Source organism: Haloarcula sp. NS06, assembly GCF_051122755.1.
Classification (GTDB): Archaea; Halobacteriota; Halobacteria; order Halobacteriales; family Haloarculaceae; genus Haloarcula.
Genome location: NZ_CP184844.1, coordinates 2,969,444 through 2,983,806, shown reverse-complemented (window position 1 = coordinate 2,983,806; position 14,363 = coordinate 2,969,444). Strand labels below are relative to the sequence as shown.

Genomic DNA, 14,363 nt, shown 5'->3' with positions numbered 1-14,363 from the left:
ACCTCTGTCTTCAGAAACTAGGACGGAACGGTTGGGCCCGAACACAGTTTCGTCTTCAGCTGTCGAACAGCGCCGACCCGACAGCATCAGCGATCAAGTCGCTGTACTTTCGTCTGTCGGCGATGGGCTGTCCGATCCAGATTCCGTTCGACTGATTCTCAGTAACCCGATTGACTAACGTCTGTGGGCTGTCTGCTGCGTAGTGGCTCTCACCCAGTTTGACTGGTGACCCGTCGTGGGGCAGCGCGCTGTCAATCGCATCGGCAACTGACTGTCGGATGTTTTCGGATGCAGCGCCACCGACATAGATCGTTTTCTCGTTGATACCGTTGAAACTGACTGCGTAGTCGTATGTTTGCTCGGACAGTTCGGCGAGACGCGGATAGCAGATCGTCGAGAGCTCTGCCGATGGGACGTACCACCGGTAGAAACTCGTGTCCGTCCCGTATCCCTGGAGTTTCCAAGACGTGAGGTTGGTATCAGCGAATTCTGACTGGAGCCGTGTGACCTGCCCGCCCGTGAACGGCTGGATCTGTCCGCCGTGTGGTGCGAGGATGGCGTACTCACTCCCACCCATGTCGAGCGTTTCGATGAGCTCATCATGGTCCTTTGCTTCACTAGGGCTCAAGTCTGGTGCAGGGACTCGTGGATCGATCTCAACGTCAAACGCTTCGTCGGCGAGACTACAGTTATCATCCCCACGCAGGGAACCCCACCGCCGGTCGTCAGCGAAGCTCCCATCCTCGTAGAAGGAAACGCGGCATTTGCCCTCTGATGAGGTCCGAACAGTACTTGGATCTCCACTGATGGTTTTACTGATCGTATAGACGGCAGCATCGTTTCCGCGCGTAACACGCACCTGATCGCCACGGTCGCGTTCGAGCATATTGCGGATCGGCTCCGCAATGTGGAGTTGTCTGTAGCGGTTCGTTGGGAGATTCTGTGCTGTCTGTTCGTCGATCGTGACGGCGGCACTGTCTACTTGCCCAGCCGTCGCAGTACCGTTTCTCGCCTGCTCTAACGGACTGGCAGCCCCGACACCGATTAGAGTCGGCATGCTGGGGATGCCGAATGAATCTACGGCAGCAAAGCCGGCTCCGAACAGAGCGGGGGAGCCGAGCGTCCCAGCGATTACCGCCCGCCGGCGGATTCCACTGTTTCTCTCGCTCGCGTCTGCTGTGGTCTCGGTCGGTGCTTTTTCGTTGGTGGTCGACTGGCTACTGTCGGTGTCGCCAGTGGCAGCAGGGGTGTTCGTCGACTGTGCGCCATCGTTATCGGTAGTCTCGTCTGTCATTGGTAATCGTTATTGCGTGCGTTCGATCGTTCGTTGCTCGTCCACTGACGTGGACTTCTCCGGCATTTCCTGGCTACTGTCAGCCCTCCGTGCCTCGATTTCGGCTTCGAGGTCGCGCATGAAGTCGGCGACAGTGTTCCCCATGATGAAAACCGGCCAGCCCGGTGATAGCGCTGCATCTAACACAGCACTCGCAGATTTCGATGCATCGTGCGTCGCAACCGGGAATGACGCCTGTTTGTCGAACAGTTCCGCGTGCGGCCCAACAGCGTGCGTGACCTCGAACACGTCATCCGAATACAACCCGTCCAGATACGACACAAACGACGCTGTTCTGGCACGGCGGTCTGGACGCAAGTATATCAGCGGCTGAATCGTGTCAATCTCGCTGTCATCGAGTGCCCGACGGACGATTTCGGTACTGTCGATGTCGTTGACTGACGCAGCATTGTATACGCGGCCGTCGCCCAGTGATGTCCATCTGACCTGCATTTCATTGATATAGGCCTCTATTTGTCGGTCAGAGAGCGGCTGTTCACCAAGTGCCTCAAGCACCTCATTCAGCCCGAGTATCGTCTCTGCGCCCGGTACATCTCGCAGTGGCTTCGGAACCAGCACCCAGCGGATCCGAACGTCAGTATCCTCCAGTTCTCGTTTCAGCACTGCGCGAAGGGTCGGACGCTGTTCGCCGACGACGAGCGTCACCCCATCGGGAATCGTTCTGGCGAACGACCGGGCTATCTGTGTAGGGGTATCCCCGAGCCAGTCAAGGTGATCGCTCCTGATATTGGTAAGAAAGATGACATCTGGGTCGGTGAACCGCTGATGGACCGTTCGCGTAGTGTACTCACCAATTGCCTGATTCTCGAAGATCGCTGTTTCGACTGGTGCATACTGGCGTAGTTGGGCCTCGTTTTCGTACAGCGTGACTCGACGCCCTCGCTCAATCGGGTGCGATTCCCCGTCATGCAAAACGAGTGGGCGATTCCCGGTAATCTTCGCGAACGCATCTCGTCCGCGACCGTACAGAATCTCGTAGAGCCAGCGCGTTGCGCCGGACTTCCCACGGGTGCCGGTTACGACGATCTTCTCGTCTATATTCTCTAATCGAGCTTTGTGCGACGGTCCTCGGCTCGCAACGTTGCGCAGCCGCTGGAGATATTTTCTGAAATTCATACTGCGTCCCGCTTGACTGGTCGCCATCGCTTATCGAGTCGTCGTTGCTGTTCAAGCCGGGCAGCTGTTAGCCCGCCTGGGATGAGCACTATACCTGCCATCAGCGCAACCGTTCCGACTCCACCGGGTACTGGCGGGGGCGCCGTCAGTGCTGACACCAGCAGCACAAATACGCCCAAAATGGCTGCTGAAAGACGGGTCGACTGGCGGAGTTCAGCCACAGAGAGGCGGTGGATATTGTATGCACCGATTCCGGCGATCAGCGCGGTGAATAAGAGGTAATTGCCCGGAAGCGCGGTAAGCATCTCGGCGGGGACGGACAGCAACACAGCAGTGACGGCTGCCATTGAAAGGAGGACCCGCCCATACACCAATGTCCGCCGATGGATGAACTGAATGATCGCATACGTCGCCAGCAGGAAGGCGGCATAGAGCAAGAACACGGACGGCCTAGCGACAACAAACAGCGCCAGTAGCGGGAGCGCGATAATCCCGTACAGCCGGACGTTCCAGACTGTCTCCACGAACAACGATACCAGGAGTCCCAAGAACAGAACGCTCAGGCCGACTATTGGACCATGTACCATCTCGAAACTACCGCCTGCAACAGCGACATTCCGGAGCTGTGCGACATCAGATGCTGGCGAAAACAGGAGCGTTGCGTCCGTCCCAAGCAGTGCCAGTGTGGTCTCTGAGACCAGTGCAGAACCGAGTATGAGCAGGCCAATGTACGCAGCGACCGTAGCGACGATGTCATCAACTAGTCGCTCAAACTCAAGTCGATGGAGGTTATACGCTGCGACTCCCGGGAGAATGCTTCCGATCGCATACACCTCAATCGAGTTGGTGTAATAGCCGAACGATGCCAGTACGGCGACGGCGATACACGGGATGACCGCGCCGAACAAGATTGCGGTGTATAGTAGTCTTCGACCGTACAACAGCGTCCGCTCGGAAACGACGGTAAGGCACCAATACGCAGCCGCGACACTGACGACCAGCACTGGCAAGGATGAGACGTCATATAGTGTGTACAGTGCAAACAGGGGCACGACAATGACCCCTGACAGCCTGAGGTCCCACAACTGCGTGGCTGTCACGCCGAGTGTCAACCCAGTAATAACGAGTAGGCCGGAGAGTATCATATCGGTCTATGTACACCCAGTGTACACGCGTCTGATCTCTGCAGAAAGCTGTACCTCGGGGGTCATATCGACCTGGTCTGATAGCGTTGGCAGCATTGATTTAAACTCCTCTCGAATACTCTATTAATTGACCTATGTTAATTATACACCAGAAAAACATAGCGCTGTATCACAAATCGGCTCAAACCGTCTAATAGTATGACGTTAATATCACGCAAAATGGGGGTGTGAGGGCACAGAAAAACGTTTTAGAAGCAAGTCGAACTTACTGCCTTATTTATCAGACTGTCAGACAATATCACTCCTGAGTGCGCACACTGCCACAGAAAATATAGATTATCTGACTGACTTTCGACATCGTATCAGCACTATCGACGAGCTATACGACTTCCGCAAAACAACTCCGACAAACCAACTAGTTGTTAACATCCTACACGTATTTGGGCTCCCACGATGAACAACGACCCATGACATGACCGCGGGCAATCACGCTGGCTGGCGTCAGGCTGAGGAGGAGTACACTGACGAAGTCATCGGTGACGACACACTGGGTGAGATGTTCGCCGCAAGCGCAGCGCGGAACGCCGACACGACGGCACAGTTGTACAAGGGTGGTGTCTATGATCGGTCACTGACTGACGATGTGATACCGGCGGCTCCTGACGGCGACTACGCCGCTCTCAGTTACGAGCGGATGCATCATTTGGTCAAATACCTGGCCGCAGGGTTCCGGGACCTGGGTGTCGGCTCGGACGCTCGTGTTGGTATATTGGCAAACACGCGGATGGAGTGGGCGCTGAGTGACTTTGCCATTCTGTCTGCGGGTGGGGTGGTGACGACCGTGTACACGGATTCCTCGTCGAAGCAGGTGCAGTATCTGCTATCGGACCCAGAGGCGAGCGCCGTCGTCGTGGAGAACGCTGAGATGCTGGACCGTGTGCTGGCTATCGAGGACGACCTGTCACTCTCGTTCATCGTCGTCATGGACGACACTGATGTGGACCGAGAGGACGTGTACACGCTCAAAACGGTGTACAGGCGCGGCGAGGAGACGTTTAGCGAGACGGCATACCAGTCCTGGTTGGACGAACGTAACCCCGACGATCTGGCGAGTCTCATCTACACCTCCGGGACAACAGGCCAGCCGAAAGGGGTCCGGCTCACCCACCGTAACTTCCGGGCGAACGTCAATCAGACGCGCAGGCGAATCGGGCCACGACCGGACAAGCCGTCGGAACTACCAACCGTTACCCCAGACACGCGTTCGATAGCGTTCCTCCCGCTGGCACACGTGTTCGAACGCCTCGCGGGCCATTTCTTCATGTACGCCTCCGGCGCGGCTGTGAGCTACGCCGAGAGTCCGGATACGCTGGCTGACGACCTTCAGACTGTCAAACCCATGACCGGGTTAAGCGTTCCCAGAGTCTACGAGCGGATTTTCGACAATATGCGAACGCAGGCCAGCGAGTCCCCGCTGAAAAAGCGGATTTTCGACTGGTCGATGGACGTGGCCCGCGACTATGCCCGGACCGACAATCCGGGACCGATACTCACGGCAAAACACTCACTTGCGGACCGCCTCGTCTACAGCACCGTCAAAGAACGGCTTGGCGGGAACATCGAGTTCATGGTCAGTGGCGGCGGCAGCCTCTCAAAAACGCTTTGTGAGACGTTCCTCGGGATGGGGCTAACGATACTCGAAGGGTACGGCCTCACGGAGACATCGCCAGTCCTGACTGTGAACCCACCGGAGGACGTCCGGCCCGGAACCCTGGGAGCCCCACTGCATGACGTCGACGTTCACATCGATACCGGGGTCGTCGACGCCAGCGAGTTCGACAACGTCACTGGCGATGTGGGCGAACTGCTCGTCAATGGCCCGAACGTCACTCAGGGGTACTGGAACGCGCCCGATGCGACGACACGGGCCTTCACGGAAATCGACGGCACCCAGTGGTTCCGCACCGGCGATATCGTTGAACGAACCGACGACGAGTTCCTCATCTATCACGACCGCCTCAAGGAACTGCTGGTCCTCTCGACGGGCAAAAACGTCGCGCCACAGCCGATCGAAGACCAGTTCGCGACGAATGACCGGGTCGATCAGGTCATGGTTGTCGGCGACGACCAGAAGTTCGTCGGCGCGATACTCGTCCCGAACTTCGAGGAACTCCACCGGTGGGCCGAAAGCGAGGGTGTCGACCTTCCCGACGACCCCGAAGCACTGGTTGATGACGAACGCGTCCACGCGTGGGTCCAGACGGCCGTCGACGCGGTCAACGAGGAACTGGAACGTGTCGAGCGGATCAAGTCGTTTGCGCTCGTCTCCCGGGAGTGGACCGCCGAGAACGACTTGCTCACCCCGTCAATGAAAAAGAAACGCCGCAACATCCGCAGCGCGTACCGCGAGAAACTTGCCGAAATATACGGCGAGCAACAGGTTGAGGCGGCCTGACTGACGGCCACTGGAACCCCGATTTAGTCGGTGACGACCACGTCAACGGCTCGTTCGCGCGGTCCGTCACAGTCAACGAACAGCACGGACTGCCACGTCCCCATATCGAGGTCCCCGTCGCGGACGGGAATCGTCTCGCTTGGCCCGACGAACATTGCCCGGATGTGTGAATCCGCGTTGCCGTCCAGTTCGTCATGGTCCCACCCGCTGTCCGGGATAAGGTCCCCGAGTGCGTCGCCAAGGTCACCCAGCAATCGAGGCTCGGCCTCGTTAACGGTGATGCCCGCCGTGGTGTGACGGACGAACACGGTGCAGGTCCCTTCGGTGTCTTCAGGAATCACGTCCCGAACCCGGTCGGTGATATCAATCACGTCTGTGTGCGTGTCGCTTTTGACGGTGAACCGAGTTGCGTTCATATCGAATCCCACTCCCCGGACCTATGTGAAGATAGGTCATTTATGACATACGATTCGGGTGGCTGCAACGAGAAACTGCCTGTCAGCGTCGCAGGGCGGTTCTCAGCCTTCGTCGGGAGTGCCACACAGCGCTCAGGCCAGCCATTCGTCCGGCTTGGTGTTGTAATCGATATCGGTTGCGGTGAGGTGCTCGACCTCGGCCCAGTCCACATCAGTGACGGTCACCTCGTCGCCGTCGTAGCGGATGCGCTTGCCGACTTCTTCGGGTTCGGGCTCGCGGTCGCGGCGCTTGGCGACTTCCACGTCGTGGTCGTCGAACTCCTTGACGATGGTCAGGAGGTTCACCGGGCGGCCCCAGAGTTCGAAGCTGCGCTTGAGCACTTCCTTGGCTTGCCCGATGTCGAGCATCACGCCGTTGTACTGGTGGGCGAGCAGCAGTTCGTTGCGGTTCTGATAGTTTCCGTCCTCAACGACGACGGTGGGCTTGCCGAAGTTAGTGAACTGCAACATCAGCTTCTTTTTGACGTCCTCGTGGTCCGTTGAGGTCACCCGGTAATCGCCCGACGCGTGGGTGTACTCGTAGGTGAAGTAGTCGTTGTCGTCGACGAACTCCTGGGTGAGGAACTCATCGAGGAACGTCACGTCGTTGTGGCTCTCCCGTATCTCCCGCATCCGCTCCCAGCCGCGGGTGTAGTCCACGTCTGCAAGCGCTTCCTCGACGCTGTCGTAGCGCGAGTCATCGAACATATAGCGAGCGGTCCGCTCCAGTTCCTCTTGCCCGATCCGGGAGACGAAGCCGCGGTACTGGGGCTTGACTAAGGAGTAGTGCCGGTGAGCCAGTCCCTCGTAGGTCAGGACCTTCCACGGGTACTGTTCCACGTCGAACTCGCCGTCGCGGGCCGCTGCTAGCCCCTCGGAATCGACGCGTGAGTCCTCGGGGTTGAGGTCGTCGAGTTGGCCTGGAATGTTGGTGAGCCACTCAGGGGGTTCGAGGTGGTCTTGGACGGTTTCGTAGTCGACGCTCTCGTCGAAGTTCCGCCAAGTGATACCCTCGACCCGGAGCAGACGCTCGATGACCTCGCGGCGGTTCTCCGTGTTCTCGACGTATTCCCAGATTTCCAGCCCAAGGCTGTAGGGGTTCAGCCCGCCCGATCCGAGCACCTTCGACATGTGGTCGGAGTAGAGGATGAACTCGTCGTCGCCGGCGAACTGCTCGCCGGTCATCATCAGGGATTCCCAGTAGGAGGCCCATCCCTCGTTCATCACCTTCGTCATCTTCTGTGGGGCGAAGTAGTAGGCCTCCCGACGAAGCAGTTCCAGCAGTTCCTTCTGCCAGTCCTCCATCTCGGTGGCGCGCTCGGCGTCTGCGTCGTACTGCATGCCGTGTTTGCGGAGGAACCCGAGGACGTCCTTATCAGGTTCGGCGGGGAACGTGACGTTCTCGTCGTCATCGCGCTGGGCGTCCAGCCACTCCTCGTCGAACACCTGCCGTTTGACCTCCTCAGAGAGTTCAAGATCATCCAGTTGGTCGGTCACGTCGGCCCCTTCGATGTCCTCGAACTCCTCGGGAACCGTCTCGACGGGGCTGTAGGGGACGTGCTGGTCGATGTTGTCCTCCAGACAGAGGACGTGGTCGATGAACCGCTCGACCTCGGCCCGCTCGATGTCGGGGTCCTGCATGTACTCTTGAATGGTGTCGCCGTGTCGAGCGAGCATCCCCGCGGCGTCGGGGCCGCGACGACGGTCCTCGCCGGAGGCGTCGGTCGTCGTTCGGGAGGAGCCGTCGGTGAACATCCGGAACCACTCGTTGTTGGCGAAGAAGTCCGCGTGGGCCTCGACGTGAGTGATAACGGCCTTCTGGTCGGCCAGCGTGTTCGACTCCTGCAGGAACGCGTGGGCCGGGTCGTCGTTGTTGACAATCTCGAAGGCCTTCCCACCGAGGAACTGGCCCTGTTTCTGCTGGCGGTCGTACTGCATCCCCCAGCGCCAGTGCGGGTACCGCTGCTGGAACCCGCCGTAGGCGATGAGTTCGTTCATCTCGTCGTAGTCGACGATCCAGTAGTTCACCGGATACGGTTTCAGGCCGAGCTTTCTGGCCAGATTGCCAGCCTCTTCGACGGGCTCGTCGAGGTCATCGGCTACGCGCTGTTTCGCGAATCTATCGTTGTTCATTGGTCCTCCGTGCTGAGTATGTCGTATATGGCATCCACCACGTCCTCCGGCGAGGAGACGTACGCAACCGCGACGTTGTCGGCGTCCCGGAAGTTGCGCTCAACCTCCTCGGCGTGGGTGGCGTTGATCGCATTACCGCTCGGCTGGGTCTCCACGTAGGCGTGGAGGTTCGCCGGGATCTGTTCCATCAGCGGGATGACCTTCTCCTCGGTGTCGTTTGAGGAGTTTTCGCTGTCGCCCGCCGCGAACACGTAGCGGTTCCACTCGCTCCAGGGGTACTCCTCTTCGAGCACTTCGGCGGCGAGTTCGTACGCACTGGAGATGCGGGTGCCCCCGCCCGAGCGGATGCCGAAGAACTCGTTGCGGTCGACCTCCCAGGCGTCGGCGTCGTGGGCAATGTAGACGAACTCGGCGTTGTCGTACTTGCCCGTGAGATACCAGTCAAGCGGCGTGAACGTCCGCTCGACCAGTTCCCGCTTCTTCTGGCGCATCGACCCGGAAACGTCCCGGATGTTGACGACGACGACGTTCTTCTCGCGCTCCTCGACGATTTCGGGGTAGCGGTACCGCTCGTCCTCACGGCGGAACGGGATCTGGTTGACCCCTTCCTGACGGATGCGCTGGGAGGTCTCGACCTCCTCGACGTTGTCCTCCATCTCTTCGATGGAGTCCCAGACGGCCTTCTCCTCGCTTGGCAGCTCCTCGTAGGCGTCGTCGATCCACGCCTTCGAGACGGGCATATTCTGCTCGCGGGTCCACTCGTAGACGGTGGCCGGCCCCCAGCCGTCGACTTTGAGCGCCTCACGGACGTAGTCCTCGTCGAAGTCCATCGCGAGCTTCCGCTTGAGCCCTTTCTTGAACAGCCGCTCGAAGTCAAGCGTCGAGGAGGGGCCGGATCGGGTGATGTCCGTGAAGTCACCCTCTTTCTCCTCGATGACTTTCTTGCCCTTCGGTTCGAGGTCGAGTCCCAGTTGCTCGTCGAGTTCCTCGGCGAACTCCTCGGGGTCCATCTCATAGTACTCGTGTTCGCCGCCCTCCTCGCCGGGTTCGCCGTCCTCGTCACCGTCGTCGCCGGGCTGGGGCTGTGGCTGGCCGACCGGGTCGCCCTCTTCGGCGCCTTCGCCCTGGCCGACGCCACCCTGATCACGCTGGTCGTACTCGAACTCCGGCAGGTCGACGATCTTGATCGGGATGCGGACCGAGTCGCCCCGAGACTGGCCCAGGTCGCCGTACTGGATAAACTCGGAGAGGTCCTGTCGGCGCTCCTCGCCCACGTCACGATACCGCTCGAGGTCGTCTTTTAGTCCCATCTATAACTCACCTGACTCATGACGTGTCGGCTCGTCAACTCGGCCGACGCCTCGGTGTAGTCGAACATCTCGACCATGTTATCTAGCGTCTTCGCCTTGAGGCGGGCCGTCTCGGTTCCGGACGGCGGGTTGTCCCACTGGCCGGGCTCGAAGTCTTCGTAGGTCCGCTGGATGTCGTCCCAGTCGTAGCTCCCGAGGACGGTGTTGATGACCGGAATCTCCTTGGGGTTCACGTCGCCCACACGGAACTCCTCGTCGCGGCGCTGCCACGCATGGCGGTTCAGGGCCGTAATGATCTTGTCGGTGCGGAACTGCTCGACGGCGTGGTCGGGCTCGTTGCCGTCGTAGTTCTTCTCGTCGAAGCGGCCCAAGTGCTCGATCTCAAACACCTTCATCTTCAGTGGGTCCGGGTCGACGAGTTCGCCCCGCTCGTTTTCGATCTGGTCGTCCGATTCCCAGGCGTAGACGTGCTCGATGTACTCCTCGACGGTCGCCTCGTCGACGCGCTTGTCCCGCATCATCGCGTCAAGCACGTCCTGTTCTTGCTGGCCGAAGATGTAGTTCTTGACAGTCACGACACGTTCCTCGTACTCCGTGGCCTCACCGGTCGAGAACACAGGCGCGTCTGAAAGCCCTTCAGCGACGGCGTTGAGCACGTCCCTGGGCATCAGCACGTGTTCGACCGGGAGGTCGGGATGGTGTCGGTCCTGTGGCTCGTGCAGCAGGTCGGCGATGATGTCGCGGACATAGGTGACCGGGATACCGTGGTCGCCGTCATCGGCGGTGGTCTCCAGATCATAGTCGTCGATGTCGACACGCTCGTCGCCCTCCATCAGGTAGCCACGGTCGAACAGCAGGGCCTTGTCCACGAGGTCCAGCCCGGTCGGGATTTCGGCACTGTCGAGCCGCGAAACGACAGCGTACAGCGCCGCGGACTCGACGGTGTGCGGGGCCAGTTCCTTCTCGGTCGCCGTCTCGACCCGGTCCCGGACCGAGATAGTCAGTGGCTCCTGAATCCACGTTTCCAGTTCGTCCCAGGTCTCGGGGTCCCAGACCCGCGTCTCGTTTGTCAGCTCACGGCGCAGAAGCTGGGCCTCCAGCGAGAGATTCGTCAGATACGTGAATTCGTGTTTGTCCAGCCGGCGTTTCAGTGCCTTCAGTGGGTCCTGTCCCTCGCGGTCGGCGTGCTTGTTCAGCTGGGCCTCTAGGTCCGGGTTCGAGATGATGATGAGCTGCGTGTCCACGTCCATCCCGATGCCCTTGTCGAGCTTGACGTGGGACTCGTCGGGGACGTTCAGCAGCTTCTGGAGCAGGTCGGCGTGCTGGGCCGCGTCCTCGACGACAGTCAGCAGGCCGTTACCCTGCGAGAGGACGCCGTCGTAGCTGAACGCCTGTGGGTTCTTCCGGCCCCGCGAATCGAGTTCGCGGAGCATCCCGTGCATCCACGAGCCGACGAGGCGCTCTTTGGGCGTCCCCTCGTCCTCGGAGTGGAGGATGCCGATGCCCCGGCCCACGTCCACGACGAAGTTCTTCACCCGGAGGTGGGACGGCTGGGTGACCGCCGAGAACAGGTCCGTCTCGCCCTGCCGTCGGTACTGCTCTTCGAGGAAGTCGTAGGCCTCCCGGGAGAACGGATCGAGTTGCCCGTCGACACGGATCGGGATGTGGTCGTCGAGCCGCTCGTTGACCTCGGCGAGCAGGTCCGTCCGCACGTCCTCGGGGAATACCGTCAGCGGGTGTGCCTGAACGGGGCTCTCGTACCAGTCGTCCTCGTCTTCGATGGCTGCGCTCCCGTAGGTCATGCTGGTGGCGTTGCCGCCGGCCCCGGCGACGTTCCACTCGACGGTGTAGCGCCGCCCCTCGGGGGTCTTCGAGTACTCCCGCAGACCGTTGATGAGACAGCGCTTCAGTTCGGACTTCCCCGTGGCTGTCGGACCTTCGAGCCAGATGATCTTCTCGTCTTTGCCGCGGCCCGCCGCAATCGAGCGGAGGTCGTCGATGAAGGCGTTCAGCACCTCAGTGTTGCCGAGGATGGCGTGTTCGCCGTCGTTGTACGGGTCGTCGAAAAAGCGGTAGCGCTCCTTCTCCTCGCCCTCCTCGATGACCATCCGTGTCCCTGCGTCCTCGATGGCGTCGAGGAGGTACTTTGAGGCGTGGGCCGCGACCTGTGGCGTTTCGAGGACGGTGTCGACGTACTCCGCGAGGCTCATCGGGGCCTCGTAGGCGGCGTCGAGTGACTCGTCCGCGCGGTCGATGTACTCCTCGCCAGTCATTACTCTTCCATCTCGCTTTTGGCGACCTCCGCACCGGCGAATTCGAGCACTTCCTTGGCCCCCTCTTCGGAGTAGCCCTGTTCGATGAGGGCGTCGACCCACTGGTTGCGCTCCTCATCGTCCATCTCCGAACTGGAGACCAGCGCGGAGAAGTTGATGTTGTGTTTCTTGTCTTCCCAGAGCTTGCGTTCGAGGGCACGGCGCAGGCGGTCGTTGTCCTGTGGGTTGAACGTGTCTCCTTCGCGTGCGCGACGGGACACCCAGTTCGACACTTCCTGCCGGAAGTCGTCCTTGCGGTCCTCGGGGAGGTTCAGCTTCTCCTCGACGGAGCGCAGGAACTGCTCGTCGGGCTCCTGCTCGCGGCCGGTGAGTTCGTCCTCGACGGTCGCGTCGTCGATGTAGGCCATGACGTGGTCCATGTACTTCTCGCCCTGACGCTGGATCTCGTCCATATCGTAGGCCAGCGCGTGGCGCACGTCCTCGATGGCCCGCTCCTTGTACTCCTCGCGGACGAGTTCGAGGAAGCGGTAGTACTTGCTGAACGACTCCTCGTCGATGGAGCCGTGGTTCTCAAGGTTGCCTTCGAGGTGATTGAAGGTCGTCAGCGGTGAGAGGAAGTCCCGGCTGCGGTGCATCGAGTCCATGATGGCCTCGGCGATCTCGTCGCCGATGAACCGCGGGGAGACGCCGTCCATCCCCTCGCCGATGTCGGCCATCTTCTCGGCCTCTTCGCGGAGTTTCTTCACGTCGACGTCGTCTGCCTCGTCGATTTCGCCGTTGTAGGCTTTCGCCTTCTGCACGAGGTCGATGGACTCGTTGTCGGGCTCCTCGATGCGGGTGAGGACGCCGAACAGGCCCGCCATCTCCAGCGTGTGGGGCTCGACCTGAATATCCGGCAGGTCGGCGTTGCGCAGCATCTTCTGGTAGATGTTGGCCTCAGCCTCGTACTGGAGGACGTACGGGAAGTCGATTCGCTTGGTCCGGTCGTTGAACGCCTCCATCTTCTCGTCGCCCTTCTTGTCCCGGTATTCGGGCATGTTCGTCCGGCCGACGATGACCTGGTCGATATCGATACGGGGGTTGTTCTTTGGCTTGATTGTCTGTTCTTGACTGGCATGGAGGAAGTCATAGAGGAACTCCCGCTGGAGCTTCAGCAGCTCCTCGCCGGAGAAGATGCCGCGGTTGGCGTTACAGAACGCCCCGGAGTAGTCAAAGGCTCGTGGGTCGCTCTCGCCGTAGATGGCGATCTTCGAGTAGTTGACGTCGCCCGTGAGCTCCGTTTCGTCCTGGTTTTTCTTGTCCTTGGGCTCGAACGTCTCGATCCCGCGCCGCTGGTTCTCGTCGGCGACAAAGCGGACGATCTCGATGTGGTTCTCGAGGACGGACTGCAGGTCGTCGTCATATTCGGCCAGCAGGCGGTCCATATAGAACTCCGAGGCGGGGTCCAGCGACTGCTCGTTTCGGATAGTGTAGGGGGCATCGAGTTCAGCGTTAATGTCCTCGATGACCTTGTCCCGCTGTGCCTGCGGGAGGAGCACGAGCGGGTCCTGGTTCATCGGCGACCGAACCACATCGTCAGCGGGATCCTGGTCGTGGATGACGTCACAGAGGTTCGTCCAGCGGAACGTGTACATCCGGCCGTCGTCCCGGCTCGTGTAGTCCTCGAAGTAGCGCCGGACCTGCCGGTCGAAGTCGGACTTCCCCGACCCGACCGGCCCCAGAAGAAGCTTGATCCGCTTCTCGGGGCCGAGCCCGCGAGCACCGGATTTGACCTTGTTGACGAACTCGTGCATCGCCTCGTGGATGACCCGTCCGTAGAAGGTGTTCTCACCGTCGTGGAGCGGGTCCTCACTCGCCAGTTCGTATTCGACGACGCCGGCCTCCTCGTCGTAGCTCTTGCCGTAGTAGTCGAACATATCCGCCACGCGCTGGTGGGCGTTGCGGGCGATCTCCGGCTCATCGTACAACTGTTGCAGATACCAGTCGAACGTGTTCGTCTTCCGGAGGTCCGCCGGTATCGTATCACGGTACTCCTTGCTCAGCGCTTCGAGTGTCTCGTTGTTCTTGCTCATGCTATCTCAGTAGTTCGTCGTGGCTGCAGGCGACCACCGACTGTCGCGGG

At 60.2% G+C, this 14,363-nt stretch carries 9 protein-coding genes; 1 reads left to right on the top strand and 8 read right to left on the bottom strand.

Annotation, left to right across the window (positions count from 1 at the left end; translation table 11 throughout):
- Positions 1-55: 55 nt before the first annotated feature.
- Genes ACODNH_RS19140 through ACODNH_RS19130 form a run of 3 tightly spaced genes read right to left on the bottom strand, consistent with a single transcriptional unit; the run spans position 56 to position 3,615 of the window.
- Entirely contained in the window at positions 56-1,294 is a 1,239-nt protein-coding gene (locus tag ACODNH_RS19140; RefSeq protein WP_306707157.1) for a poly-gamma-glutamate hydrolase family protein, read from the bottom strand.
- Between the two features lie 9 nt (positions 1,295-1,303).
- A complete protein-coding gene (locus ACODNH_RS19135; RefSeq protein WP_434530856.1) occupies positions 1,304-2,470 on the bottom strand; it encodes a Mur ligase family protein in 1,167 nt (388 codons plus the stop codon).
- Complete coding sequence (locus tag ACODNH_RS19130) at positions 2,467-3,615, bottom strand: poly-gamma-glutamate biosynthesis protein PgsC/CapC (RefSeq protein ID WP_434530855.1); 1,149 nt, start codon at positions 3,613-3,615, stop codon at positions 2,467-2,469. The genes ACODNH_RS19135 and ACODNH_RS19130 overlap by 4 nt, the downstream gene beginning before the upstream one ends.
- Positions 3,616-4,087: 472 nt before the next feature.
- Here ACODNH_RS19130 and ACODNH_RS19125 point away from each other — a divergent pair, with 472 nt between their 5' ends.
- Entirely contained in the window at positions 4,088-6,070 is a 1,983-nt protein-coding gene (locus ACODNH_RS19125) for an AMP-dependent synthetase/ligase (protein WP_434530854.1), read from the top strand.
- 23 nt (positions 6,071-6,093) lie between these two features.
- Here the strand turns inward: ACODNH_RS19125 and ACODNH_RS19120 are convergent, their stop codons facing one another.
- From ACODNH_RS19120 to ACODNH_RS19100, 5 genes are all read right to left on the bottom strand, one after another.
- Positions 6,094-6,486, bottom strand: a complete 393-nt coding sequence (locus tag ACODNH_RS19120) for a secondary thiamine-phosphate synthase enzyme YjbQ (RefSeq protein WP_434530853.1) — start codon at positions 6,484-6,486, stop codon at positions 6,094-6,096.
- A 132-nt stretch (positions 6,487-6,618) separates the two neighbouring features.
- Positions 6,619-8,658, bottom strand: a complete 2,040-nt coding sequence (locus ACODNH_RS19115; RefSeq protein WP_434530852.1) for a SpoVR family protein — start codon at positions 8,656-8,658, stop codon at positions 6,619-6,621.
- The gene (locus ACODNH_RS19110) at positions 8,655-9,968 is read right to left on the bottom strand and encodes a YeaH/YhbH family protein (RefSeq protein WP_306707133.1); all 1,314 of its coding nucleotides are present in this window, start codon (positions 9,966-9,968) and stop codon (positions 8,655-8,657) included. Before ACODNH_RS19110 ends, ACODNH_RS19115 begins: the two co-directional genes overlap by 4 nt.
- On the bottom strand, positions 9,959-12,241 hold the full coding sequence (locus tag ACODNH_RS19105) for a PrkA family serine protein kinase (protein ID WP_434530851.1): 2,283 nt from the start codon (positions 12,239-12,241) through the stop codon (positions 9,959-9,961). The genes ACODNH_RS19110 and ACODNH_RS19105 overlap by 10 nt, the downstream gene beginning before the upstream one ends.
- Entirely contained in the window at positions 12,241-14,313 is a 2,073-nt protein-coding gene (locus ACODNH_RS19100; RefSeq protein WP_434530850.1) for a PrkA family serine protein kinase, read from the bottom strand. Before ACODNH_RS19100 ends, ACODNH_RS19105 begins: the two co-directional genes overlap by 1 nt.
- Positions 14,314-14,363 lie beyond the last annotated feature (50 nt).

Excerpts from the sequence above, each read along its gene's own strand:
- ACODNH_RS19115 (WP_434530852.1), bottom strand. The coding sequence starts at position 8,658 with ATGAACAACGATAGATTCGCGAAACAGCGCGTAGCCGATGACCTCGAC.
- ACODNH_RS19135 (WP_434530856.1), bottom strand. The coding sequence starts at position 2,470 with ATGAATTTCAGAAAATATCTCCAGCGGCTGCGCAACGTTGCGAGCCGA.
- ACODNH_RS19110 (WP_306707133.1), bottom strand. The coding sequence starts at position 9,968 with ATGGGACTAAAAGACGACCTCGAGCGGTATCGTGACGTGGGCGAGGAG.
- ACODNH_RS19100 (WP_434530850.1), bottom strand. The coding sequence starts at position 14,313 with ATGAGCAAGAACAACGAGACACTCGAAGCGCTGAGCAAGGAGTACCGT.
- ACODNH_RS19125 (WP_434530854.1), top strand. The coding sequence starts at position 4,088 with ATGACCGCGGGCAATCACGCTGGCTGGCGTCAGGCTGAGGAGGAGTAC.
- ACODNH_RS19120 (WP_434530853.1), bottom strand. The coding sequence starts at position 6,486 with ATGAACGCAACTCGGTTCACCGTCAAAAGCGACACGCACACAGACGTG.
- ACODNH_RS19105 (WP_434530851.1), bottom strand. The coding sequence starts at position 12,241 with ATGACTGGCGAGGAGTACATCGACCGCGCGGACGAGTCACTCGACGCC.
- ACODNH_RS19130 (WP_434530855.1), bottom strand. The coding sequence starts at position 3,615 with ATGATACTCTCCGGCCTACTCGTTATTACTGGGTTGACACTCGGCGTG.
- ACODNH_RS19140 (WP_306707157.1), bottom strand. The coding sequence starts at position 1,294 with ATGACAGACGAGACTACCGATAACGATGGCGCACAGTCGACGAACACC.